Below are 25,250 nucleotides of genomic sequence, written 5' to 3'. Positions count from 1 at the left end.
AACTGGCCGGTCACGCCGCCATTCGCGGTCAGGATGGTATAGCGCGTCCCCGCCGCATAATTGCCGGCCTCGGCCAGAACCTGGACCGTGCCGCCGGACAAGGTCGCCATCCCCGTCGCAGCGATCCGGTCGCCCTGTCCGGCGGCGTTGATCTCGACCTGATAGACCGAGCCTGCCGCGAAGGCGACATTGCCGGCGACGTTCAGCGTCCCGATCGAATTGCCCGGCGCCACCGTGCCGCCGCTTGCCACCGCGATCCCACCGACTGTGCCCGAGCCGCCGAGCGTCGCCCCGCGATTGACCGTCACCGCGCTCGCCAGCGAGCCGTTGACCACCAGCCTGCCGCCATCGACCGTAGTCGCGCCGGTATAGGTGTTGGCGCCCGACAGCGTCAGCGTGCCGGCGCCTGCCTTGATCAGCGCGCCGCCGCCGCTGATCACGCCGCTGACCTCGGTCGTGTCGCCATTGCCGCCGGTGGTGAGCGACCACAGGCTGAGCACATAGTTGCCAGCGCCGGCGATCGAGCCGACGGCATCGTGGGATTTGCCGTTGAAGAAGGTCTCGCCGCCGGCATTGGTGATCAGCCGCGCATTGCCGGCCGAGGCATTGAGCCAGAATCGCAGCGTACCTGAGTTGTCGATGGTCGCGTTTGCAGCCGTGCTGCTGGAGGCGAATTCGAGATGCGCGCCCGCGTTGTTGCGGATGTTGGCGTTGCCGCCCGAGCTGGTGTTGAAGAAATACATGATGCCGGAATTGTCGATCGTCGCGTTTCCGGCCGTGGCGTCGAACGCGAACTGTATACCGCCGCCGGGATTGTTGCGGATCGTGGCATATCCGGCCGTGCTGCTATCGAGGAAGCCTAGGCTTGCATTCCTGCCGTTAGTGATCGTTGCATTGCCGGCGGTGCTGTTGTCGTTAAAAACGACGCTGCCCTCGGGATTGTTATAGATGGCCGCAGTGCCGGCCGTGCTGGTATTTTGAAATAGAACATAGGACCTGGGTGGTACGCCGCCGTTGATTATCGTTGCGCCGGCTGCGGCCGAATTCTGAAAATACATAACATTCTGATTGTTCAATATCTGAATCTGCCCGGAGTTGTTGACGATTCCAGAGCCATTAAAACGCAGCTCGGCCTGATTTGAGATTATGTGGCTGTTGGCTTGAGGGTTGAACGTGAAGCCAGCCAGGGCCCGGTTTGAATCGATGGTGACCGTGGTTCCGCCGGTACTGTCGAAGAAGGCCGTGCCGGAAGGAGCGCCGCTCGGCGTCCAGTTGCCGGCATCGCGGAAGACGGTCGATACCGCGCCGGTCCAGGTCGCGTTCTGGGCGAGGGCGTGCCCCGCCGACAGGGAGCTCAGGATCGTCCCGGCCAGAAGGGCGCGCCGCAGCGGCGCGTGAACTGAAATTCGCATGGCCTTGCCCCCGGATGGGCCAGCTCTCAGTGGCCGGCCTCAAAGCAAACGTGATCTGGGGCCGTGACTCGACGTCACGGCTGATGGGATTCTCGACGATGATCGGCGCAGGCCGGACCCGAACGCCGCATTGGCGCTTGGGCTCGGCAGTCGGCGGCTGGCGGGCTGCGTCAGCCGCTCATGGCGAAGGGCCGGCGATCAGGGAGCGACGCCTGAAGCGTCCAGGGATTCTCATGACCGCAGACACAGTTTCTGCCGGCCTCGGCCTGCGCCGATCGATGCCCTCGCCATAAGTTCCCAATGCCCCCGTGGCCGCTCTGAAGGCGGACCTCTGGTTGAATCTAAAAGGAAATCGCCGCAGGGCACCATGACTGGCGATCCCAACTTGATGACCTGACGTCCCTGCTCGCCGCGCGGTCGAGATCGCCCTTGGTTTCGCCCGCTGTCTTGGCCTCCGGCGCGCCTCGACTTTACAATGCTGACGAACTCCCCAAACTCATCAGCGTCAGGTCCTCGGTCCGGCGGAAGCCCGCCCCGGATCGGGTGCGCTGAAGGCGGGCAAGCCAGTGATGAGCAAGCACGAGAATTTTCCGCCCGAGGCCGAGGTCCCGTCGGAATTGCGCGCATCGCGCGGGCTCATCTGGCCCTATCCCCCAGGCGCGGAAAGCTATGCGGCCTGGAAGGCTGCGCTCTCCCGCCTTGTCGACTGCTCGATACCGGCGGATTTCGATCTGGCGTCGTTCGAGTTCTATGGCTGCACCTGGCAGCTTCCCGAAGCCTTTCTGCAGATCAACGGCGGATCGGCGATGACGATGTCGCGGACGCGGCGCGTCATCGCTGAAAAGCCGAATTCCCAGATGTCGCTCTACCTTGTCGTGAGCGGTGAGATCACCACCGACTATGACGGGCGCAAGCGCTGTCACGCTCCTGGCGATATCGTCGCAGTCGACTATTCCAGGCCCTATGAGTGCCATACGACGGGCTATGAAGGCATAACCATCACCTTCGACAGGGCCAGCGCGCCTGCCAAGCTCCAGGGCGATGTCCATGGCATGGTGCTGGCGGCGGATAGCAGTGCCGGGGTCTATCTCGGTGGCCAGATCAGGTCGCTCGTGGACCATGTCGACGGCTTCAGCGTCGATCAGGCCCAGTCGGCCGTCGATGGCATCCTGCGGTTTGCCGAAGCGACGCTTCCTGCCGCTGCCCCGAGAAGGCAGTACGACGACATCTCCGTGCTGGATCGGGCTTATCGCCTCGCTCGGGGGAAGATGTCCGATCCGGATTTCGGTCCGGACGAGTTGGCGGATGCGCTGGGCGTCTCGCGCTCGAAGCTCTTTCGTTCGTTCGAGAACCATGGCGGTGTCCAACGCTGGCTGCTCGGGGAACGGTTGAAGGCCAGCTTGCGGGCGATCGTGCTGTCCGAGGGAAGGCTGAAGATCGCGGCCGTGGCGCACCAGCACGGATTTCGCAGCGAGGCCCATTTCAGCCGAGCGTTCAAGAAGCGATACGAGATCAGCCCGAGCGCCGTGCTGGATCTGGCGATGCATTCCAAGGGCTCTGCGATGTATCTGAGCTGGGTCAAGAACAATGCGAAGGAGGAGAAGGCGACGATCGAGGCCTGGCTCGCCACCGCTCTCGGAAAGCAGAAATAGCCGACAGGAACGCAGCGCCTGCGCTGTCCGGCGGTCCGCGGCGCGGGGAATTGCCGAGACTCCCGCTCGCTCCAGGCCAACTTTCCCTCTCGGCGCAAACGGCGATGACGATCAGTAAGGTTGGTGTAAGGCGGGCCGACATAAGGTCCTCTCACGAAACGAGCCGGCCGGGACGGCCGGACGGATGGAGAGAGGAAGAAGCCGATGACCAAGCAGGACCTGAACAACATCGCCCTGACCGACGAAGAGCTCGAGGCCGCGGCCGGCGGCGCCGGGCAGTGGGTCGCTCCCTCGCGCGGTCAGTGGTGGGTCTGGAAGGAGAGCCAGTCCTCCTTCACCGGCAATCCCGCCGACTTCCATGCGACGGGCAGCAGCAGCGGCGGCAACGTTCGCAGCGAGCTGATCGACGGTAAGCGCCACTTCATCAAGTTCGACGGCACCAAGGAGGTCACCGTCGCCATCCGCTGATGCGGTCGCGATGGTCCTTTGATCGCCCGGCTCCCCAGGGAGCCGGGCGATTGTGTCTTGAGAAGGCGTGGCAGCGCCGCTATGGCGTCGGCGGGCCCGATCGGCCAGCCGTCCGGTAATCCAGGCGGTCAGGCCATCTGGCGGCGGATCAGCCCGGCGAAGACGCCGCCGGCCGCGGCCAGCGTCGCGTAGTCGCCCTGCTCGACGATGCGCCCTTCCGACAGCACATAGATCAGGTCGGCATCGCGCACCGTGCTCAGCCGGTGCGCCACCACCACGCGGGTGACGTTCATCTGCGCCAGCGTCGCCATGACATGGGCCTGCGTGGCGTTGTCGAGCGCGCTCGTCGCCTCGTCCAGCAGCATGATCCGCGGCCGCCTTGCTATGGCGCGGGCGAGCAGGAGCCGCTGGCGCTGCCCGCCGGACAGGGTCGCGCCGGCATCGTCGACATAGGTGTGCAGCCCCATCGGCATCGCCGCGATGTCGGGGCCGAGGCCGGCGAGGCTCGCTGCCTCGAAGGCCGCCTCCAGGCTCAGCGGCGCCGTCCCTGCGATGTTGTGGTAGAGGCTGCCCGCCTCGATGCGGCTGTGCTGCAGCACGACGCCGAGCTGGCGTCGGACGGCGCCCCGGTCGAGATCGCGCAGGTCATGGCCGTCGAGCAGCACCGAGCCGCTGTCCGGCTGGTCGAAGCCGAGCAGCAGGCGCAGCAGCGAGGATTTTCCGGAGCCGGAGGGGCCGACCAAAGCGACGAAGGCGCCGGCGGGGATACGCAGCGAGACGTCGCTGAGCGCGCTTTGCCCGCCGGGATAGCTGAAGCTGACGCGGGACGCCTCGATCTCGCCCTGCAGCGTCCCGGGGTGAAGACTGCCGGCGTCGTCCTCCGTCGGCTCCACCAGGATCGGCCGCGCGCGCTCCCATAGCGGCAGGACCGTTGCCAGCGCCGGGATCAGGCCCGCGAGCGAGAGGATGGCGGAGACGAACTGGCCGGAGACGCCGGAATAGGTGACGTAGTCGCCGAGCGTCATCTTGACGCCGCCGAAGCCGACGAGCCCGATCAGCGCCGCCATGACGAGGATGTTCCAGCCGGCGCCGAAGGCGCTGACCGCGCTGCCGACGACGTTCGCCCGGAAGTTCACCGCCTGGTCCACCGCGAAGAGATGGGTCCAGCGCGCCAGGAAGCGGTTCTCGGCGGCGGCGACGCGCAGCTTCGAAATGCCCTGGAAGATCTGCACGGTGAGCGTCTGCATCGCCCCGCTGTTGGCGAGCGCGCGGCGCTGCAATTGCAGCTCGAACAGGGTCATGCCGAGCAGGATCACGAGCTGGACGGCGCACACCGCGAGCGCGAGCAGAGCGGGCTTCAGCCCATAGCTCAGGAGCACGACGAGGTTGACGCAGGAGAACAGCACGCCGAGCAGCGCCGTGATGCTGGCGACGCCGACGGTCCGGCGGATCTGGTTCACCGCATCGGCGCGCAAGGCGAGATCGCCGGCGCCGTAGCGGCGGAAGAAGCCGGGCGACAGCCGCAGCAGGCGGCTCCAGAGCGCGCCCTCGACCGCCGAACCGAGCACGGATTCGACGCGCAGCACGGCGAGGCCGCGCACCAGCTCGAACCCCATCATCCCGAAGGCGACCGAGACCATCACCAGGATGAGCTGAAGGATCTCGCTGCGCACCCCGTCCGGGATGACGGATTGGATGAGCATGCCGGACAGGAAGGGCGTCGCCATGGCCAGCAGGCCGGCGGCGAGGCTCGCCAGCGCGATCAGCGCCATTTCGCCGCGCACGATCGAGAAGACGAAGGCGGCGAGCGCCCGGCCGGGACGCTCCTCGCTGCCGGAGAAGCCGCGATAGAGCACATGGGCATGCGGGGTCAGCGAGGCCGCGATCCCGTCATCGACCCTCACCCGCTCGTCGCTGCCGGGGCGGACCATCCGCCAGCCGCTTCGTGCCGGCAGGAGCGCGACCGGCGTGCCGTCGCGCAGCTGCCCGACCATCGCCTCGCCGGCCTTTCGCCACCAGCCCTCCTGCAGCTTGAGCTCGCGCGACCTCAGCCCGGCCTTCGCGGTGTAGAGCGCGAGCGCATCCTCGTTCTCGCCGGTCGCGCGCAGCTGGCCGAAATCCGCCGGGAGCCTGACGCGCATCGCCCGGGCGACCGTCCGGATTGTCGCCGCAAGCGGTGGCTCCAGACCGGGGCGCACCTGCCTCGCCTGCGGCGCTCCGCGCCCGGCGAGCCTCGCCATCGCAGCCGAGACCGCCGCGGCATCCGCGTCGGCGACGTCCGCGACATGCGCGCTGAGAGCGGCCATTCTGGCCTCGCACCAGTCCTGCAGCAGCCGGCCGAGCGCCACGTTGAAGCCTGCGAGCGCGGCAAGCAGGGTGCCCTCCCGCGCGAGCGCGGCGCTGTCTGCCGCCTGGATCTCGCTTGCGCGCTCGACATGGAGCGGCGCGCTGCGCAGCACCGGCACCGGCAGGTCTCCGCGGCCGGCATTCCGCCCCCAGATGTTCGCGCAGGCACCCGCCTGTGCCCGGCACCAGAGCAGGGCATGGGATCCACCGGGGAGGGCGGCTTCGCCCGCCGCCAGGTTCTGGAGACCAGGTTCCAGCCGGTATGACGGCACGCCGTCGGCAGGACCGGCCTGCGCCGGAAGCCCTGCCAGATGCCGCGCGCGCTCGGCCGTCACCGCGATCCAGGCTTCGGCGGTGCGCACGAAGAGGTCGGCCCGGTCCGCCAGATCGGGCAGGGCGATTGTCTCGACCGCCGCGCCGTCCTTCGGGATCAGGACGAGACGTATCCTGTCGGCTGCGAGACCGAATGCCGCTGCGCCCGCGCCGAGCATGGCGAGATGGCGCAGGCTGCCGGCCTGGCCCTTCTGCTCGACCAGCAGCTCCGCGCCTGCGCCGGTGAGCCGGTAGGCGAAGCCCTCCTCGCAGATAATGCGCGGCGGGGCGGGCGGCCCTTCGGCCTCGGCGCGTTCGAGCAATTCACTCCGCACGGACGAGCTCCGCATAGCGGCCCGCGGCCGCGATCAGCGCCTGGTGCGTGCCGCGCTCGACGATCCGGCCGCGGTCGAGCACGATGATCTCGTCGCAATCTCGCACCGTGCTCAGCCGGTGCGAGATCACCAGGGCGCTGACGCCGCGCCGCCGCAGATTGGCGAAGACCTCCGCCTCGGTGACGGGATCGAGCGCCGAAGTCGCCTCGTCGAGGATCAGGATCGACGGGTCGCTGGCGAGCGCGCGGGCGAGCTCCAGGCGCTGGCGCTGGCCGCCGGAAAAGTTCAGCCCGCCCTCGGCGACATCGGCGCTGTACTGGCCGCGCCGGCGTACGATCTCCTCGTGGACGCCGGCATCGCGCGCCGCCGCGATGAGCCGGGCATCGTCGAGCGAGGCGTCCCAGAGCGCGATGTTGTCGCGGATGGTGCCCTCGAACAGCACCACATCCTGCTCGACATAGCTCAGCGAGCCCGCGAGCACGCGGCGCGGAACCTCGCCGGCCGCCGTGCCGTCGAAGCTTATGCTTCCCTCAGCCGGTTGCAGCAATCCCGCGACCAGCCGCGCCAGGGTCGACTTGCCGCTGCCCGAGCCGCCGACCACTGCGACCCATTGGCCGGGCGCGATCGAAAGGTCGAGCTTCTCGATCAGCCCGGGCTGGCCCGGATAGGCGAAGCCGAGCGCGCGGATGTCGATGCTGCCGGAGAGCCGGCCCTGCTGCGCCGGCCAGTGCGCGGCGACCGCCGCGTCCTGTTGCAGCCGGGCGGCCGGAGCGTGGCGCATCGTGTCCTGGACGCGCTCGAGGTCGCCGCGCAGCTCCTGCAGCCCCGCGACCGCGCCGACCAGCGACTGGACCGGAGTGTGGAAGGCCTGGAGCACGGCGAGGAAGGCGATCAGCGTGCCCACCGTCATCTCGCCGTCCATCACCTTCAGCGCGCCCCAGCCGAGCAGAGCGGCATAGGACAGGCTCTTGATCACCGAAGGCGCCAAAGTGAGGAAGAGCGTGGAGCGCTCCAGCTCCTGCATCATGTTCAGCAGTTGCGCCTGGGCGCCCATCAGACGGGTGAAGAAGGCGTCCTCGGCGCCGGAGGCCTTGATCGTTTCGATCGACTGGATGCCGCCGAGTGCGACGCTGGCCATGCGCGCGCGCTGGACCACCACGCGCCTGACGCCCTCGACGCGAATCCGGGTGATGAAGGCGATCGCCGCGATGTCCGCCGTCGCGAAGGCGAAGCAGGCGAGCGCCATCGGCACGTCGTAGACCATCATGATGGCGGCGCTGATCAGCGCGCCCATGATGCTGAAGAGCGCCGAGGAGATCGAGACCACGGCGCTGTGCGACAGGCGGCGCGCAGCCTCCATGCGCGAGGTGATGTCGCCGACATGGCGCTGGACGAAGAAGCCGATCGGCAGGCGCAGCATGTGCGCCATCAGGCCGACGGCGGACTCGGTGCCGAGCCGCCGCTGCAGCCGGGCCAGCACCAGCCCGTGCAGCCAGGACAGCAGCATGGAGAGCAGGGCCGAGCCGATCAGCGCCAGCAGCAGCGGCCGCAGCCAGCTCGTCGCGTGCTGGACCATGATGTTGTCGGCGAAGATCTTGCCGGCCGCGGGCACGAAGATCGGCGGCAGCACGTTGCAGAGCGCGATGATGCCGAGGAAGCCCAGCGCCGCGCGGGTTTCGCCGCCCTTCGGCAGCAGTGCGCGCAGCAGGCTCGGCCGCTCGCCGCCCGGCTGGAAGGCAGGCGTGGGCGCGAAGGTCAGAAGGATGCCGGTGAAGGCGCCGTCGAATTCGGCCGCGTCGACGCTGCGCCGGCCATGGGCGGGATCGTTGATCTGGACCCGTCCGCGCGAGACGCCCTCGATCACGACGAAATGGTTCATCTGCCAGAAGGCGATCGCCGGAAAGCGATGCTGCGCCAGCGCCACCGGCTCGACGCGCCAGCCCTTGGCCTCCATGCCGAAGCTGCGCGCGGCGCGCAGCAGCGAGGCCGCCGTGGCGCCGTCGCGCGTCACCTGGCAGGCCTCGCGCAGCCGCTCCAGCGGTAGCCAGAGCCCGTGATAGGCCAGCACCATGCCGAGCGCCGCCGCCCCGCACTCGACCGCCTCCATCTGCAGTATGGTCGGGACGCGGCAGGGCCGTCCCGCGCTCGGCAGGGGCGGCATGCTGGCGGCCGCTGGCGGACTCTCAGTCATGGCCGCGGCCTTCACAGGCCGGTCCAGCGGCGCAGCGCCGGAATGATCAGGGTGATCGGCGGGGCGCGCCGCACGGTGACGTTGGCCGTGAGCAGCAGCCCGCTGCTGAGCGGGATCTCGTGCCCGCGCTGCGAGGTCCAGGCATAGCCGGCGCTTTCGCCGGAGGGTGTCTCCAGCGTCGCCCGAACTTCGAAGGGGGCGCCGTTGCGCGCCATCTGCCGGGCGAGATCCGGATTGCCCAGCCTTTCGGCGATTTCGGCCTGGCCCTCCGGCTGCGGCGAGACCGAGACCACCTTGCCGACGAGCATGCCGTATTCCTCGCGCGGTGCGATCGAGGGCGAGAGCCTGACCTCCATCCCCGGGGTTATGCGCTTGCCCATGTCGCCCGGGACGAAGAACAGGGCCTCCAGGCGCTCACCGCCGGTTTCGAGCGTGACGATGCGCTGCCCGGCCGTGACCAGCGCGTTCATCGTCACCGGCACCAGGGCGACCATGCCGTCGCGCGGTGCACGGATCTCGTCGGCGAGCTTGCGGCTCAATCTCGCCTGTTCGAGCTGTCCCTTGAGATCGAGGATCTGACGCTGGCTCGCCTCCAGCTCTTGATCCCGCGTTCCGCCGAGCGCCAGGATCGCGCCGTTCAGCGCGGCGAGCTCCGACTGGGTGCGCGACAGGCTGGAGCGCGCGCTGAACAGCCGCTCGCGGGCCTCCTGCACGCGGTCGGTGGTGCCGGCGCCGCGCGAGAACAGCATTTCGCGATTGGCCAGCGTGCCCTCCGCTTCGGCGATCCGCTGGCGGGTCAGGTCGGCGGCCTCGTCCAGTTCCTCGCGCCGGCGCTGCTGCGAGACGTTCTCGGCCGCGACCCGAACCTCGTAGCGCTGGGTGATGGCGGTGCGGTGGTCCTCGGCCTGGTCGATGCGGCGCTCGAGATCGGCGATGCGCGCATCCTCCTCCGGCGTCGTCAGCGAGGCGACGATCTGCCCGGCCGCGACCTTCTGGCCGGCCGGAACGAGCCCGTCGATCCAGCCCGATTTCGGTGCGTTGAGCCCGATGAAGACGCCGCCGCTGTGCACGAACATGCCGGGGCCCTCCACCGTCTCGCGATAGCGCGCGAGGCAGGCCCAGACGATGACGGCGATGCAGAGCGCCAGGCAGAGCAGGCCGGCGATCCATTCGACGCGGCCCACCACGCGCAGCGGCGCGTGGAAATCCTCCGGCCGGTCGAGCTGCTGCAGCGACTGCTGCCGGAACAGGCTCCCTGTACCCCGCTGCGTCGCCGGGGGTGACTCAACCTCTGACATCCGCAGCGATCCCGACCTCTCCGTATCCCGGCCAGCTAAGCTGACCAAACGTTGAGTATTCGCAAATGCCGGCGGCATTTCTGTCGCCGGCCAGGCTGACGACGGACATGGCGACCAGGCTCTGGAGCGCGAGAGCCGGGAACTGCGTCAGGCGACGAGAGCTTGCGCAAGGCATCGGCCGATTCTGAACAGGCGCTTTGTGCGAATGCTTGCGCTCGATCGCGCCGTGATCGCGGCGGCCTAATGTCACAGCGGTCCTGCGTGCGGCCTGTGTGGCGAGGGCGAACCGAGGATGCGGCGATGTGGCCGGAAGGGCTGATGCTCCGCAAAGAAGCCCGCTTCCAGGAAGAAAACGCATCAAAAGCTAGAAAAACGCAATATTCCGATCGAAAGCCTAGTTCTGCAGAGCGTCCGCCGCGAGCCGTAAAGAATAAAAATCTGCCCCATGGCAGATTGAACATCACATTCTTCCAATTTGCGATAGTTCTGATATGCGCTCGTTGCGCAAGCGATTCGGATACGCCTAATTGTCTAAAACTGATATTCTGCGGCGGGTTCGCCGGCCTTTCTCGCTCCCCAGCCTGACACTTTCTCTCGAACCTCGTTTCATGTTCGACGCCGCTGGCGCCACGACGGCTGCCGCGGTCGCTGCCGACATGCACGCGCCTGCAGAAGTGGCTGATAAGCCGGCGAACGACCAGGATCACGGCGTCGCTGCCGGCAATGGAGCATCGGACACGGTCACCGATGTCGGGCCGTTCGGTGGCAAGGCCGAGGCGCAGCTCATCGAGGCGGAAGGCCGCTCGCAGGCGTCGCGGCACGAGATCGTCTTCGTCGACGCCCGCCTGCCGGAACTCGGCAGCCTGACGCCGGCACCCGGCGTCGAACTCATCGTTCTCGATCCCGAACGCGACGGTCTTGCGCAGGTGAGCGCGGCGCTGGCCGGGCGCAGCGGCCTCGATGCGGTGCATTTCGTCGGCCATGGCGAGGGCGGCGCCTTCACCCTCGGCCGGACGGTGGTCGACGCGGCACTGCTCGAAGCTCGCGGCGCCGAAATCGCCTCCTGGAGCGCGGCCTTGAACGCCGATGCCGACCTCATGATCTGGGGCTGCGACGTCGCCGGCACGCCCGCGGGCGAGGCGCTGCTCGGCAGCCTCGCCATGCTGACAGGCGGGGATGTCGCCGCCTCCGAGGACACGACAGGCGCACAGGAGCGCGGCGGCGACTGGGTTCTGGAAGCGCGCACCGGCGCGATCGAGACGGCTCTCCCCTTCGCGGCCGAGGCCGTAGCGGCCTGGAACCATGAGCTCGCCCCTCCGACCATCTCCGGCTCCGAGAGCCTGCAGGTGGCCGAGCCGAGCACGCTCAACCCGGCTTTCGGCACGAGCGCGAGCGTCAATCTCGGCGATGCCGGCTGGGGGCTGGGCTATAATCCCGCCGACGCCAGCGACGCCGTGACCGTCTCCGTCACCGTCTCGGATACCAGCATCGGCGCCTTCGCCGATACGGTCGGCGGTGGCGTCCAGCTCGGTAACGTCTGGACCTTCAACGGGACGATGCAGCAGGCCGACGCCTGGCTGAAGGGGCTGACCTTCACGGCGGCCGATGTCGAGCGCGGCAACGCCATCGCCTCGACCAATATCGCGGTCTCGGTCACCAACCAGACGGATGGCGGCACGGCCGAAAGAACTGCGGCGATCCGTGTCACCGCCTCCAACGATCCGACCGTGCTCGACGACGTCACGGTCAACGTCGCCGAGGTCGGTCCGGGCGGCGCGCCGAGCGTCACCATCCTCGACGGCAGCATGATCGCGCCGACGGACGCGGAGGTGGCGTTCGGATCCCAGAGCAAGGCCCAGATCGTCTATACGCTCGATACGGATACGCAGCACGGTTACCTCACCCTTGGCGGGGTCCGCATCGGGCAGGGTTCGGTCTTCACCCAGGCCGATATCGAGGCCGGTCGGCTAGCTTATGTCCATACCGCGACGGGGGCCCTTCAGAATACGCAGGACGCCTTCGTCGTGCGCGTCAACGACGGCGCGACGCCGCTCGCCCATTCCGAGCTCGCGACCATTCGGCTCGATATCGCGCCGGTCAACCAGGCGCCGAATGTCTCGGGTGACGGTCGCGTCTACGAAGGGCAGCCCAACAACGCCCAGGGGCCCGGTCCGGCCCCCTCGAGGGTCGGCGACTACATCGTGGCCGATGGCGGTGGGGACCCGAACGATCCCTCGCTGACCGTCCGGCTGGATTCGCTGCCCGCGGACGGCATGCTGCATTTCAACGGCACGGTGACGATCGGCGGCGTCGTTCAGACGATAGACCGCGCCATCACCGCCGCCGACATCGCGGCCGGGATCAGTTTCGCCTACGCCGATCGCGGCCGGCTGACCTATGCCCATAACGGCGTGGATCGGGCCAATGGTCGGCCGAACCCGCAGGACGGCTTCGACGTCACCGTGATCGACGGTGGCGGCGGGGCCGGCGCCGCCGCGGCACTGTCCGCCTCTTCCCGGATCACGCTCGACGTCCTGCCGGTCAATGACGAGCCGGTCTGGGCGGGCGGCTCGCTCGAGGCGACGGTCGACGCTTCGCACCGGATCACGCTCGACACCGGCATGCTCAACGTGAGCGATCCGGATTCGCTGGACGACAGCCTGTCCTTCGTCGTCACCGGGCGGGAGATGGACAAGGGCCGGCTCTATCTGACGCCGGTGGGCGGCGGAGCTCCCATCCCGCTGCCTGTCGGCGGCACCTTTACGCTCGCCGACATCAAGGCCGGCCGTGTCCAGTACGTCCAGCATCTCGGCGCCGGCCCGAACGAGACCGACAGCTTCCAGTTCCAGGTCGTCGACAACGGCGTCTCGCTGCATTGGCGCGAGGACGGCACGCTCTATGAGCGCCCGAGCGGCATCTATGACGACCCGGCCAGCGAGACGAGCAGGCTGAAGAACTTCACCTTCACGATCCGCCTGCACGAGACGCAGGACGGCGAGGGCGGTGCGCTGCCGGCCGACCCGGATCGCACCCCCTCGCATCAGACGAGCGAGCACGCCGGCACCGACGCCAGCGGTCATGCCGTCGGCAACCTGACCGAGGGCGGCACTGTCGTCCTCTATGACGGCCGGCCTTCGGGCGGCGTGGAACGCCCGGGCCTGCACTATTCCGTGCCCGGCGCAGCGCCCGAGCAGATCGTCTATACCGTGATGTCCTTCGACGGCGTCGCCTCCGGCTGGAACGGCTTGCTGCAGAAGCAGGTCGGGAGCGACTGGGTCTCGCTGTCGCAATATGACAGCTTCACCCAGGCCGATCTCGATGCCGGCCGGGTGCGGTTCGTCCATGACGGCGGCGAGGATTTCGAGTCCAGCGTGAAGCTGCGTGCATCCGCCGGCGTGCTGATCGACGACGGCGCCGGCGGGCTGGCGATGGACGAGTGGATCACCGATTTCCACTTCTACGCCACGCCGGTCAACGACGCGCCCGAGGCGACGGGCTCCAGCGACAACATCATCAAGGAAGGCCAGACTGTCGCCATCACCAGCGACATGCTGAGCTTCTCCGATCCCGACGATGCGACGAGCGAGGCGCGCTACGAGGCTGGCTCGACGCTGAACGGGCAGAACAACCACGCGGTGAACCATGATCCGGCCAACCCGCTGGCGTTCTTCGTCGACGCCCTGCCAGCGAAGGGGCGTCTCGAATGGTTCGACGGCGCGAGCTGGCAGGTCGTCACGCCCGCGACGGAACTCCAGGCGAGCTGGCTGACCTCCGATCCGGCGACGACGCGGCTGCGCTATGTCCATGCCGGCGGCGAGGATCTGTCGGACGGCTTCACGGTCCACGCCCGGGACCGCTGGGGCGCCGTTTCCGGTAGCGCCAATGTCGGCTTCATCATCACCCCGGTCAACGACGCGCCGGACATCGCGGCCAATCCGACCTTGCCCGACCCGACCGGCCCGTGGCCGGGCGGCAGCGGCAGCGGCGCGGTCAACGAGCCCATGACGGTGATCTACGAGGGCTCCTGGCAGAAGATCACGCCCGATCTGCTGCAGGCGGTCGACCCCGACAGCTCGGCGACGCAGGTCCAGTACTCGGTCACGCAGGCGCCGGCGCATGGCCGCCTCGCCTATTCGACCGACGGCATCAACTTCACCACCTTGGGGAAGGGGTCCTCCTTCACCCAGGACGATATCGCCAAGGGCTATATCTACTACCAGCACGGCGGCAAGGAGCCGGGCGGCACGACCTACCCCGGCACGCCGGACGACAAGTTCGTCTTCACCCTCTCCGACGGCGCCGCCGAGGTGACGGGCCGCGAGTTCTGGATCTACGTCCAGCCGACCAACGACGCACCGGTCGTCACCGCCCCCTCCGGGCCGATCAATTCGACCGATACTGTCACCACTATCCCGGGCTTCAGCGTCAGCGATCCCGACCTCGCGGACGGGACGATCGCGACCGAAGCCGATTTCCTTCAGGTCACCGTCCGGCTGCTCGACAACGATGGCCAGGCGCTCGCCCAGGCGGGCTATGCCGGCGCCACGCTCGGCGTGAGCGCGGGTGGCGCGACGGTGGATGCGACGCATAACGGCGTCGGCGGCATTCTGGTGCTTCGCGGCACGCAAGCGCAGATCAACGCCGCGCTGGCGACGCTCGCCGTCAGCTTCGGCGACGACCGCGACGCCGTCTACCGCGTTCAGGTGATCGCCGACGACCGCGTGCGCGACGTGACGAGTGGCGCGCTGCTCGACCGCGACCCCGGAGCGGCGGCCACCAATCCCGGCGGCAATGGCGGTGGCACGCACAACCAGCCAAGCCAGCCTTACACTGGCTCGCCGCAGCCGGTCTCGGGCTATGACGGCTTCAACTGGTATCAGGATGCCGTTCCAAATGCCTCGAACGGCAACCCGGCGATCGCCGCACTGATCGGCAACATCGCCGCCGCCGAAGTGACGATCCGCGCCTCGCGGGTGAACGATCCGGGCGTACTGACTGGCGCCGGGTCGGCGACGGTCTACGAGGACCAGGCGACGCCGATCGGCAGCCAGATCGGTTTCCAGATCGCCGATGCGGAGTCCGCAGCGTTCGGGACGCCGGTGACGGTGACGCTGAGCGTCGGCTCCGGCACGCTCTCGCTCGGCACGATGCCGCCGGGCCTGAACGTCACGGTGAGCGGCGCCAACGGCAGCACGATGACGCTGACCGGCACGGCTGCGGACATCCAGGCCTACCTGAATGCCGCATTGCGCTACCAGTCGGCGAGCGACCACAACCACGACAGCAACGGCGTCGCCGCCGGTGACGTGACCCTGACCGTCACCTTCGACGACACCGGCTCGAACATCGGCAGCGGCGGCGCTGCCGCCAATCCCGCTCCGCTCGAGATCGGGCTGACCATCGTCCCGGTGAACGACCGCCCGACGGTCTCTGTCGGCTCGGGCGCGGTCGTCGTCTCCGGGACGACGCTAGTGGACGGCGTCTCGGTCGCCGACAAGGATATCGGTGGGGACGGAGCCACCGGCACGGCCACGGGCGAGACCGATTTCGTCCAGGTCACGGTCCGGTTGACCGATACGGGCGGCGTACCCCTGTCGCTTGCCGCGCATGGCGATGTCGTCTTTTCCTCGACCGCCTCGCCAACCGAAGGCGTCAATTTCGAGATCGACGATACCGAGAACGGCAACGGCCATGCCCTGATCATCCGTGGCACGCGCGCAGAGGTGAACGCCTATCTCGCCGGGCTGACGGTCACGCTCCAGGGCGCCCTGGCCAATCGTGACGGCAGTCTGCGCATCGAGGTCGTCGTCGACGATCGCGTTCGCGACGTGAAGACGGGGGCCCTGACCGGCACCGAGGCGAATGGCGGGGGCAACAACAATCCGGCCGGCGGTGTCTCCGCCGTACCGACCACGGCCGTCAATCCCTACGCCGCCGTTCCAGGCGGCCTGACCGCGAACGTCAACCAGGCCAGCCGCGAGATCTTCCCCAGCTCGGTCAACGACCCCGCCGAAATCCGCGTCACGCCGCCGACGCCCAATGAAGGCTCGGCGACGGTACAGTTGAGCGGCGTCGTGATCAGCGACCCGGACGCCCTGCCCGGCGATATCCTGACGGCCACCGTCACTGTGCCGCCCGGCTTCGTCATCTCCTCGATCACGGCCGGCGGCAGCACGGTGAGCGGCGTCAACACCGCGACCGTCACCATTTCGGGCACGCTGGACCAGATCAACAGCGCCGTTAACAGCATTCGCATCCAGCTGCCGGACGAGTCGGGAACGCCAGACCGGGCAGACTGGAACGGCACGTTCAACGTCACGATCACCGTCAACGATTTGGGCAATAATGGTGGCCGCCCGACGACGCTGCCGGGCGACACCAACAATCCCAATGCCAATCCAGGCGATTTCGCCTATGCCGACCCGGACGGCAATGACGGCGATCCGAGCAACGACAACCATCTCGTCACGACGCGCAGCTTCAGCATCACGGTCGCCCCGGTCAACGACGCCCCCGTGGTCGTGCCCGTGGGCGGCAGCACCACCGTCACGCTGACGGGCACCGAGGACAGCACCGGCGCGGCCATCCGGACGCATACGGTTTCGAGTCTGTTCCAGGGCTATTTCGACGATTCACGCGATGCGATCACCGGTGGCTCGGCTTCCGACGGCTTCGCCGGCGTCGTGGTCGTCGGCCTGACGAGCAATCCCGCTCAGGGAAGCTGGCAGTATTTCAACGGCACGAGCTGGGTCGATATCGGCCCGCGAACCCTCGCGAGCGGGCTCTACCTTGCAGCGGATACGCAGATCCGCTTCGCGCCGGCGGCCGACTTCCACGGCACGCCGGAGAACCTGACCGTGCGCCTGGCCGAGCACCCGGCCGGGGCACCGGCGACCGGCACGGTCGTCGACCTCTCCGCCGCGAACGCGACCGGCGGCACCACGCGCTACAGCGCCGGTTCGGTGGTCGTGACGACCTCGGTCGCCAACGTCAACGATGCGCCGACCCTCTCGGGGACGACGCTCGCTGCGGTCAACGAGGACACGGTCTCGCCGCCGGGCGAGACGGTCTCGAACCTGTTCGGCTCGCTCTATTCCGACGCGACCGACAACCGCAGCGCGATCTCCGGCGGCGGCAATGCCGCGACCCCGTTCGGCGGCATCGCCATCACCGGCAACACCGCCGATGCTGCCCAGGGCGAATGGCAGTACTCGCTGAACGGCACGGACTGGACGACCATCCGCTCCGATCTCAGCGATGGCGACGCGCTGCTCCTGGCGCCGACGGCCCGGCTGCGCTTCGTGCCGGCTGCCGACTTCAACGGCACGCCGGGCGGCCTCACCGTGCGCGCCTCCGACGCGCCGGTGAGCTTCGCGGCGAGCGCCGATCTCTCCGCCACTCTCGGGACGACGGGACCGTGGTCGAACGCTGTGGCGCTCGGTACCACCGTCAACCCGCTCAACGACGCCCCGCTCCTCGGCGGTACGGCGGCAAATCCGGTGGTGACCGAGAACGGGCAGACCGGCACCGGCACCAGCCTGCCGTCGACCCTGCTCTTCGTCCCCGGCACGATCACGCTCTCCGATATCGACCTGACGACCACGCCTGGCCTCGGCGCCGGTGTCTTCGGCGCCGGCGAGATCGATTTGTCGCTGGGATCGAGCTATCTCGCCGGAGACAGGCTCGCTCTCGCGGCCGGCTACACCCTGCCGGCCGGCGTGACGATCGACGCCGTGCATGATGGTTCGGCCGGACGGCTCGTGATCAGGCTCGCGCCGGGAACCAGCGTCGCCGATGTCCTGGCCCTCATCGAGAACGTCACCTACAGCAGCAGCTCCGACAATCCGACGGATTTCGGCACGAAGACCACGCGCAGCTACACGCTGGTCGTGCGCGACGGCAACAACAGCGATCCGCAGAACGACACGGCCGGCGGGCCTGCCTCGCTGACTTCGGCACCGCTCTCCGGCACGATCACGATCGCGGCGACGAACGACCCGCCGATCGCGGAAGACAACGTCAACACCATCGCCGAGGACACCGCCTCGGTCTCGGGCAACGTCATCCTCGACCCGTCGCCCGGCAGCGCGGTCGACCGCGACCCGGATACGCCGGTGGGCGATCTGCGGATCAGCGGCATCGCTTTCGGCGCGGCGGCTGGAACGGTGGGCAGCGGGCTTTCCGGAGCCTATGGGACGCTGACGCTGAACGCCGACGGCAGCTACAGCTACGCCCTCGACAACAACGATCCCCGGGTCAACGCGCTGCGCGACGGCGAGACCCTGACCGAGGTGTTCACCTATACGCTGAGCGATGGCAGCGCGACCGATACAGCGACGCTGACGATCACGATCACGGGCCGGACCGACGGCGCGCCGACGATCGTCCCGGCTGACATGAACGGCGCGGCGAGCGGCGAGAACAGCGTCAGCGAACGCGGCCTCGGCGATGCCGGGGATGCCAGCGAGACGACGACCGGAACGGTGACGGTGACGGCGTCGGACGGTCTGTCGACGGTGACGGTCGGTGGACGGGTGATCACCCTCGCTGAGCTCCAGGCTCTCGGCACGACGCCGGTCACGGTGACGACGCCGAAGGGTGTGCTGACGATCACCGGTTTCACGCCGGGCGCAACCGTCGGCGGCGTGCCGATCTCGGGCGAGCTGAGCTACAGCTATACGCTCACCGCAGCGCAGGACCATAGCGGCGGCGCCGTCAGCGACGTCTTCGCGCTGGCGGTCGGCGATGCCGGCGGCGGCTCCGCGACAGGCACCCTGACGATCGCGATCGCCGACGACGCTCCGCAGGCGCACAACGATGCGGCAACGATCGAGGAGGATACCCCTTCCGTCGCCGGCAACGTCATAACGACCGGAGCTGGTGCGGATCGCGTCGGCGCAGATGGCGCGACGGTGACCGAAGTCGGCTTCGGCGCGACGAACGGCACCGTCGGCAGCGCGCTCTCCGGAGCCTACGGGGCCCTGACGCTGAACGCCGATGGCAGCTACAGCTACGCGCTCGACAACGAAGATCCTGTGGTCAACGCGCTGCGCGACGGCGAGACCCTGACCGAGGTGTTCAGCTACCGGATCACCGACGCTGATGGCGACGAGTCGACGGCGACGCTGACCATCACGATCACCGGCCGGACGGATGGCACGACGCAGATCGTGCCGGGCGACATGAATGGCGCGGCGCATGGCGAGAACAGCGTCAGCGAGCGCGGCCTCGGCGATGCCGGCGACAGCAGCGAGACGACGACTGGAACGGTGACGGTGACGGCGCCGGACGGTCTTTCGACCGTGACGGTCGGCGGGCGGGAGATCACCCTCGCCGAGCTTCAGGCGCTGGGGACGACGCCGATCACGGTGACGACGCCGAAGGGCGTGCTGACCATCACCGGCTTCACGCCCGGCGCGACGGTCGGCGGCGTGCCGGTCTCCGGTGAGCTGAGCTACAGCTACGAGCTGACCGCGATTCAGGATCACGGCGGCGGCGCTGTCAGCGACGTGTTTGCGCTGGAGGTCGGCGATGCCGGCGGCGGCAGCGCGACAGGAACCCTGACGATCGCAATCGCCGATGCCGTGCCGCAGGCGCGGAACGACACGGCGACGATCGCCGAGGACGATGCCACCGACACGGTCGACGGCAATGTCTTCGCCGGCACGGGCTCGGGCGATGTCGCCGACAGCGCCGGCAATGACGGTCCGGCGGCCGGCGGGCCGGTCACCGGCGTCGGCTTCGGTCCGACGACCGGCACGATCGGCGGCCCGCTTTCGGGAGCTTATGGAACGCTGACGCTGAACGCCGATGGCAGCTACAGCTATGCGCTCGACAACGGCAATGCTGCCGTCAACGGGTTGAGCGACGGCCAGACCCTGACGGAGGTGTTCAGCTACCGGATCAGCGACGCCGATGGCAGCACCTCCGATGCGACGCTGACGATCACGATCACCGGTCGGACCGACGGCGCCCCCACGATCGTCCCGGCCGACATGAACGGCGCGGCGAGCGGCGAGAACAGCGTCAGCGAGCGCGGCCTAGGCGATGCCGGTGACAGCAGCGAGACGACGACCGGAACCGTGACGGTGACGGCGCCGGATGGTCTTTCGACCGTGACGATCGGCGGACGAGAGATAACTCTGGCCGAGCTCGAGGCCCTGGGCACGACGCCGATCACGGTGACCACGCCGAAGGGCGTGCTGACGATCACCGGTTTCACGCCCGGCGCGACCGTCGGCGGCGTGCCGGTCTCCGGCGAGCTGACCTACAGCTACACGCTCACCAATGCGCAGGACCATAGCGGCGGCGCAGTCAGCGACGCGATCGTGCTGGTGGTCGGCGATGCCGGCGGCGGCACCGCGACGGGAACCCTGACGATCGCGATCGCCGACGACGTACCGCTCGCGCGGGACGACACGGCGACGATCGATGAGGACACTCCCTCCGTCGGAGGCAATGTCATCACGACCGGGCCGGGTACCGACCGCGTCGGAGCGGATGGCGCGAAGGTGACCGAGGTCGGCTTCGGCACGACCATCGGCACGGTCGGCAGTGCGCTCTCCGGGGCCTATGGCAGGCTGACGCTGAACCCCGACGGCAGCTACAGCTACGCGCTCGACAGCGGCAATGCCGCCGTCAGCGGGCTGAACGACGGCGAGACCCTGACCGAGGTGTTCACCTATCGGATCAGCGACGCCGACGGCGACGTGTCGACCGCGACCCTGACCATCACGATCACCGGACGCAGCGAGGCTCTCGTGCCCGTCCTGCCGGACCAGGACGCCGGTGCCGGGATGCTGCCGGGCCGGCTTCCGGGCGCGGGCTTTATCGAACTCGGAGCGAACTCCTATCTCGAAGGACGCCCCTACGATCGCTACCTGACTTTCGGGCAGGTGGTGTCACAGCAGGTCCTGTTCCGGATGGGGGGCACCTCGACCCCAGGCACCTTGCATTATGACGCGGCGCTGGGCATCGACCAGCCGCTGCCCTCCTGGATCAGCTTCGATCCGTCGCTGCAGCTGGTGACGGCGCGGCCGACCCGCGATGTCCCGCCGGGGCTCTATCTCGTGCGCGTCACCGCACGGGACGGCAACGGCAACTACGCCGAATCCTCGGTCTCGTTCCGGATCCTGCGCGATATCGACGAGGCCGTGCGCCAGCTGCGTGCGGCGGTTCCCGCCATCGCCTTGCCCGATCTAGTTCCGGCGGGAGGCGAGCTGCCTGATCCCCTCTCCGACGGCGAAACGCGACGCGACCAGCCCGTGCGGCAGGAGCCGGAGCAAGAGGCTCCGCCCGAGCAGGCCCCGGACAAACAAGCGCGCTCACCTGCGCCGACCGCGGCGGAAATCGTCTCCGCCGGCAACACGGCGCTCTCTGGTGAGGCGCAGCGGCCAAGCCGGTCGCTGACGCAGTCTCTGATCAATGCCGGCCTCGCCGGCCAGATGATCGAGGCGGCGCGGCTTCTCGAAGCGCTGACCCCCGAGCCCCCGCCGAGAAGCTGACACCTTCCTCCCGCTTTCGAACACAACGTCTGCCAGAGTCCCGATGCGCCTGATCCTTCCCACCCTTCTCCTGTCCGCCGGGCTCTCGGCCTGTATCGCTCAGCCCGAACCGTTCACTCAGGCCGACAACGAAAAGCGAGCTGCCCTCGACCTCAGCGCCATCGGCGCGAACAGCCCGCTGCCCTCCCGCCCGGTGACGCTGGCGGAGGCTCAGGCGCGTGCGATCAGCTACAATCTCGACACGCGCCTGCAGATGTTCAATTCGGCCCTGCAGCGCGAGCAGCTCGACCTGACGAAACTCGACATGCTGCCGAACCTGACGGCGAATGCCGGCTATGCGGGGCGCGACAAGGCCCTCGTGAGCTCGAGCGCCAGCTATCGCAACGGCATCGTGCAGCCGTCGAATTTCGAGACGACCTCGGTCGACCGCGACCGCGTCTTCGCCGACCTGACCTTGTCCTGGAACGTCATCGACTTTGGCCTGAGCTACCTCCAGGCCAAGCAGCAGGCTGACCGGGTCAACATCGCCGACGAGCAGCGGCGCCGGGTCGTCAACAACGTCTTCCAGCAGGTTCGCAACGCCTATTGGGTCGCGGTGGCGGCCGAGCGCGTCCGGCCGCAGTTGCGCGCGGTCCTCGCCGAGGCCAGGCGGGCCCAGAGCGCCTCGCGCCAGATGGAAGCCGAGCGCGAGCAGAAGCCGGAGCAGGCCCTGCGCTACCAGCGCGATCTGCTTGAGCTGATCCAGGAGCTCGAGGCCGTGGACGACCAGCTCGCCATCGCCAAGACCCAGCTCGCGCAGCTGATGGGCCTGCGCCCCGGCGCGCCTTACAAGCTTGCGGTTCCCGCTGCGCTTCCCGGCCTCGGCCGTTTCGGCCTCTCGGTCGAGCAGATGGAGCGCGTCGCTCTCGTCAATCGCTCGGAGCTCCGCGAAGAGGGCTACAACGCCCGCATCGTCCGCAACGAAGGCCATCGCGCCCTGCTGCGCCTCGTGCCGGGCGTCACGCTGCTCGGCTCCCTGAACTACGACAGCAACAGCTACCTGCTCTTCAACAACTGGCAGGAAGGCGGGGTGCGCGTTGCCGCGAACCTGCTCCGCATCGTGACCAACTATCCCAAGATCAGCCAACTCAACGAGGTCCAGTCGGAGATCTCCGAAACCCGGCGACTGGCCACGACGATGGCCGTCCTGGCGCAGGTCCAGGTCTCGGCCCAGCAATACCAGATCGCGCGGAAGAGCTATGAGCGGCTCAATTCCATCTCGACCATCAACCGGCGCATCGCCCAGCTGTCACGCGACGGGCAGGAGGCCCAGACGACCTCCGAGCTCGATGCGATCCGCGAGAAGGCCGCCTCGGCGCTGACCGAGCTGCGCCGGCACCGCGCCTATGCCGATCTGCAGAATGCCCATGCTGCGATCAATGTCAGCCTCGGCCTCGACCCGGTTCCGGCCGAAGCCTTTGGCCGCGATCTCGGCGAGCTGACAGCGCAGATCAATCGCCGCAACGAGGAGTGGCGGGCCGGCCGCATCGCGGTTCCGCGCCTCGATGAGGTCGAGCAGCCGGCGAAGCCGGGCACGACGACCGTCGCCAACGCGCTCTAGATGGCCTTGCCGCGACCGGAGCGCGATCGGCCAGCGCGGGAGCAGGCCGGCCGGGCGGCACGCTCGCCGGCCTATGTCGTTGCGGCCGTGCTGCTGTCGGGCCTCGCGCCTGTACGGCCGGCTGCGGCCGAGTCTGCCGTCGAGGTCCGGGTGCAGATCACCCCGCGCCACGCGACCATTCTGTCGAGCGAGATCGCCGGCAAGATCAGCGAGCTGCCCTTTCGGGAAGGGGAGGCCTTCGAGAAGGGGCAGGAGATCGCTTCGCTCGACTGCGATTCCTATCGGGCGCGGCTCCAGCTCGCCGACGCGAAAGTGAGCGGCGCCGAACGCAAGCTGGAGGCGATCCGCCTGCTCGATCAGCGCAAGGCGGTGGGGCGCATCGACGTCGATCTGGCGGCGAGCGAGTTCGACGCCGCCAAGGCAGAGCAGCAAATGGCGGCCAAGGACGTCAGCCGCTGCATCGTGCACGCCCCATTCAGCGGCCGCATCGCCGAATTGCGGGTGAAGCGCCATCAATACGTCGCCGCCGGCGAACCGCTGGCCGACATCCTCAACGAGCGCGAGCTCGAGATCGAGCTGCTCGTGCCGTCGCGCTGGATTGCCTGGCTGAAGGCCGGAACCCAGTTCACCACGCGGATCGAGGAGCTGCAGCGCGACTATCCGGCCGAGGTGACGCGCATCGTGCCGCGCATCGACCCGGTGAGCCAGACCGTGAAGCTCTACGGCACGATCATGGGCGCCCATGCCGAGCTGGTCGCCGGAATGAGCGGCATTGCCCAATTGACGGCGCCCCCCCGCGCGCCATGAACAGCCAGTCCTCGACGCCGCTGCTCCGGCTTTCGTTGCTGCTGCAGCTCGAACGGAGGGCGCGGGCGGCGAAAGGCGACGAGCTCGCTTTCCTGATCGCGAACGAGACCTTTGGGCTGGTCCCCTACCGGCAGGCCTTCCTCTGGAGCGGCGCGCCGCAAGGGCGGATCCTGTCCATGTCCGGGATCGCGACGGTCGAGCGCAATGCACCGATGGTCGCCTGGCTCGAAAAGCTCTTCGGCGCGATCGCGCGCTCCGACGCGTCCGGGCCGCGCACGCTGACCGCCGGGGATGTGCCGCAAGCCAACCGGCAGGACTGGTCGGAATGGCTGCCGCCCTATCTGGTCTGGCTGCCGCTCGGGCACGGCGCCGATGTCCTCGTCCTTGCACGGGAGACGGAGCTCGACGAGGGCGACCGGCAATTGCTCGGCTTCCTGCTCGATGCCTATGGGCATGCCCTTGCCGCGCAACGCCCCCGCGGTCTGGCGGGGCGCTCGCTCGGCCTCGCCACCCGCCGGAAACGGCTGATCGGCGCGGGAGCGGCCGCACTTGTTCTGCTCGCGGCCTTCCTGCCGGTGCGGCAGACGGCGCTGGCACCAGCCGAGATCGTTCCGCGCGAGCCGGCGGTCATCCGTGCGCCTCTGGAAGGGGTGATCGACCGGATCCTGGTCAAGCCGAACCAGCCCGTTTCGGCGGGCGACGTGCTGTTCAATCTCGACGATCGCCGCCTGACCAACCAGCTCGACGTCGCCAATGGCGCCCTGCAGGCGATCGAGCTCGAGCTGCGGCAGGCCAGGCAGCTCGCCGTCGTCGACCAGAAGGTGCGTTCGACGCTGCCCATGCTGCAGGGCAAGTTCGATCAGCAGCGCGCCGAGATCGCCTATCTGCGCGAGCAGCTGGCGCGCATCGAGGTGCGGGCGCCGCGCAGCGGTGTCGCCGTGCTCGACGATCCCAATGAATGGCTCGGACGGCCGGTCGCTATCGGCGAGAGGGTCCTCGTCGTCGCCGACCCGGCGAAAGTCGAGATCCAGGCGAGGCTGTCCGTCGCCGATGCCATCCAGCTCGATGACGATGCGCCGTTACGCCTCTTCCTCAACATCGCGCCCGAGCGGCCCCTCGATGCGGTCCTCAGCCAGTCCTCCTATCAGGCGATCCAAGGGACGGACGGCGTGCTGGCCTATCGCCTGAAGGCACGGCTGACCGGCGAGGAGCAGCCGCGGATCGGCCTCAAGGGCACGGCGAGGATCTATGGGGAGCCTGTGCCGCTGGCCTATGCCCTGTTCCGCCGCCCCTTCGCGGCGCTGCGGCAATGGGCCGGGCTCTAG

The 25,250-nt window shown here is 68.5% G+C and carries 10 protein-coding genes; 6 read left to right on the top strand and 4 right to left on the bottom strand.

Translation table 11 applies throughout. The features are described 5' to 3' along the window. Nucleotides 1-1,412, bottom strand: a 1,412-nt coding sequence (locus AC1REK_RS24890; RefSeq protein WP_492269541.1) for an autotransporter outer membrane beta-barrel domain-containing protein, incomplete at its 3' end; no start/stop codon positions are given. Nucleotides 1,413-1,981: 569 nt separating this feature from the next. Here AC1REK_RS24890 and AC1REK_RS24885 point away from each other — a divergent pair. After that, on the top strand, nt 1,982-3,064 hold the full coding sequence (locus AC1REK_RS24885; protein WP_492269542.1) for a helix-turn-helix transcriptional regulator: 1,083 nt from the start codon (nt 1,982-1,984) through the stop codon (nt 3,062-3,064). 204 nt (nt 3,065-3,268) lie between these two features. Then, the gene (locus AC1REK_RS24880; protein ID WP_327521134.1) at nt 3,269-3,532 is read left to right on the top strand and encodes a hypothetical protein; all 264 of its coding nucleotides are present in this window, start codon (nt 3,269-3,271) and stop codon (nt 3,530-3,532) included. Between the two features lie 128 nt (nt 3,533-3,660). Here the strand turns inward: AC1REK_RS24880 and AC1REK_RS24875 are convergent, their stop codons facing one another. Genes AC1REK_RS24875 through AC1REK_RS24865 form a run of 3 tightly spaced genes read right to left on the bottom strand, consistent with a single transcriptional unit; the run spans nt 3,661 to nt 10,014 of the window. Then, nucleotides 3,661-6,525, bottom strand: a complete 2,865-nt coding sequence (locus AC1REK_RS24875) for an NHLP bacteriocin export ABC transporter permease/ATPase subunit (RefSeq protein WP_492269543.1) — start codon at nt 6,523-6,525, stop codon at nt 3,661-3,663. Further along, the gene (locus AC1REK_RS24870; protein ID WP_492269544.1) at nt 6,515-8,716 is read right to left on the bottom strand and encodes an NHLP family bacteriocin export ABC transporter peptidase/permease/ATPase subunit; all 2,202 of its coding nucleotides are present in this window, start codon (nt 8,714-8,716) and stop codon (nt 6,515-6,517) included. The genes AC1REK_RS24875 and AC1REK_RS24870 overlap by 11 nt, the downstream gene beginning before the upstream one ends. Nucleotides 8,717-8,727: 11 nt before the next feature. Continuing rightward, nucleotides 8,728-10,014, bottom strand: coding sequence for an NHLP bacteriocin system secretion protein (locus AC1REK_RS24865; RefSeq protein WP_492269545.1), 1,287 nt, complete (start codon nt 10,012-10,014; stop codon nt 8,728-8,730). 608 nt (nt 10,015-10,622) lie between these two features. Between AC1REK_RS24865 and AC1REK_RS24860 the strand changes: the two genes are divergently transcribed. Genes AC1REK_RS24860 through AC1REK_RS24845 form a run of 4 tightly spaced genes read left to right on the top strand, consistent with a single transcriptional unit; the run spans nt 10,623 to nt 25,250 of the window. Further along, complete coding sequence (locus AC1REK_RS24860; protein ID WP_492269546.1) at nt 10,623-21,518, top strand: cadherin-like domain-containing protein; 10,896 nt, start codon at nt 10,623-10,625, stop codon at nt 21,516-21,518. A 43-nt stretch (nt 21,519-21,561) separates the two neighbouring features. After that, on the top strand, nt 21,562-23,118 hold the full coding sequence (locus AC1REK_RS24855; RefSeq protein ID WP_492269547.1) for a TolC family protein: 1,557 nt from the start codon (nt 21,562-21,564) through the stop codon (nt 23,116-23,118). Continuing rightward, the gene (locus AC1REK_RS24850; RefSeq protein ID WP_492269548.1) at nt 23,119-23,925 is read left to right on the top strand and encodes an efflux RND transporter periplasmic adaptor subunit; all 807 of its coding nucleotides are present in this window, start codon (nt 23,119-23,121) and stop codon (nt 23,923-23,925) included. Continuing rightward, nucleotides 23,922-25,250, top strand: coding sequence for an efflux RND transporter periplasmic adaptor subunit (locus AC1REK_RS24845; protein ID WP_492269549.1), 1,329 nt, complete (start codon nt 23,922-23,924; stop codon nt 25,248-25,250). Before AC1REK_RS24850 ends, AC1REK_RS24845 begins: the two co-directional genes overlap by 4 nt.

The sequence above is a fragment of the Allobosea sp. GW823-FHT02B03 genome, from assembly GCF_058797755.1.
The sequence above is the reverse complement of the archived record's forward strand: the minus strand, read 5'-3'. Positions and strand labels throughout refer to the sequence as shown.

What these genes read in the sequence shown, in the direction of transcription:
- AC1REK_RS24885 (WP_492269542.1), top strand. Translation starts at nt 1,982, where the DNA reads ATGAGCAAGCACGAGAATTTTCCGCCCGAGGCCGAGGTCCCGTCGGAA.
- AC1REK_RS24880 (WP_327521134.1), top strand. Translation starts at nt 3,269, where the DNA reads ATGACCAAGCAGGACCTGAACAACATCGCCCTGACCGACGAAGAGCTC.
- AC1REK_RS24870 (WP_492269544.1), bottom strand. Translation starts at nt 8,716, where the DNA reads ATGACTGAGAGTCCGCCAGCGGCCGCCAGCATGCCGCCCCTGCCGAGC.
- AC1REK_RS24865 (WP_492269545.1), bottom strand. Translation starts at nt 10,014, where the DNA reads ATGTCAGAGGTTGAGTCACCCCCGGCGACGCAGCGGGGTACAGGGAGC.
- AC1REK_RS24860 (WP_492269546.1), top strand. Translation starts at nt 10,623, where the DNA reads ATGTTCGACGCCGCTGGCGCCACGACGGCTGCCGCGGTCGCTGCCGAC.
- AC1REK_RS24855 (WP_492269547.1), top strand. Translation starts at nt 21,562, where the DNA reads ATGCGCCTGATCCTTCCCACCCTTCTCCTGTCCGCCGGGCTCTCGGCC.
- AC1REK_RS24850 (WP_492269548.1), top strand. Translation starts at nt 23,119, where the DNA reads ATGGCCTTGCCGCGACCGGAGCGCGATCGGCCAGCGCGGGAGCAGGCC.
- AC1REK_RS24845 (WP_492269549.1), top strand. Translation starts at nt 23,922, where the DNA reads ATGAACAGCCAGTCCTCGACGCCGCTGCTCCGGCTTTCGTTGCTGCTG.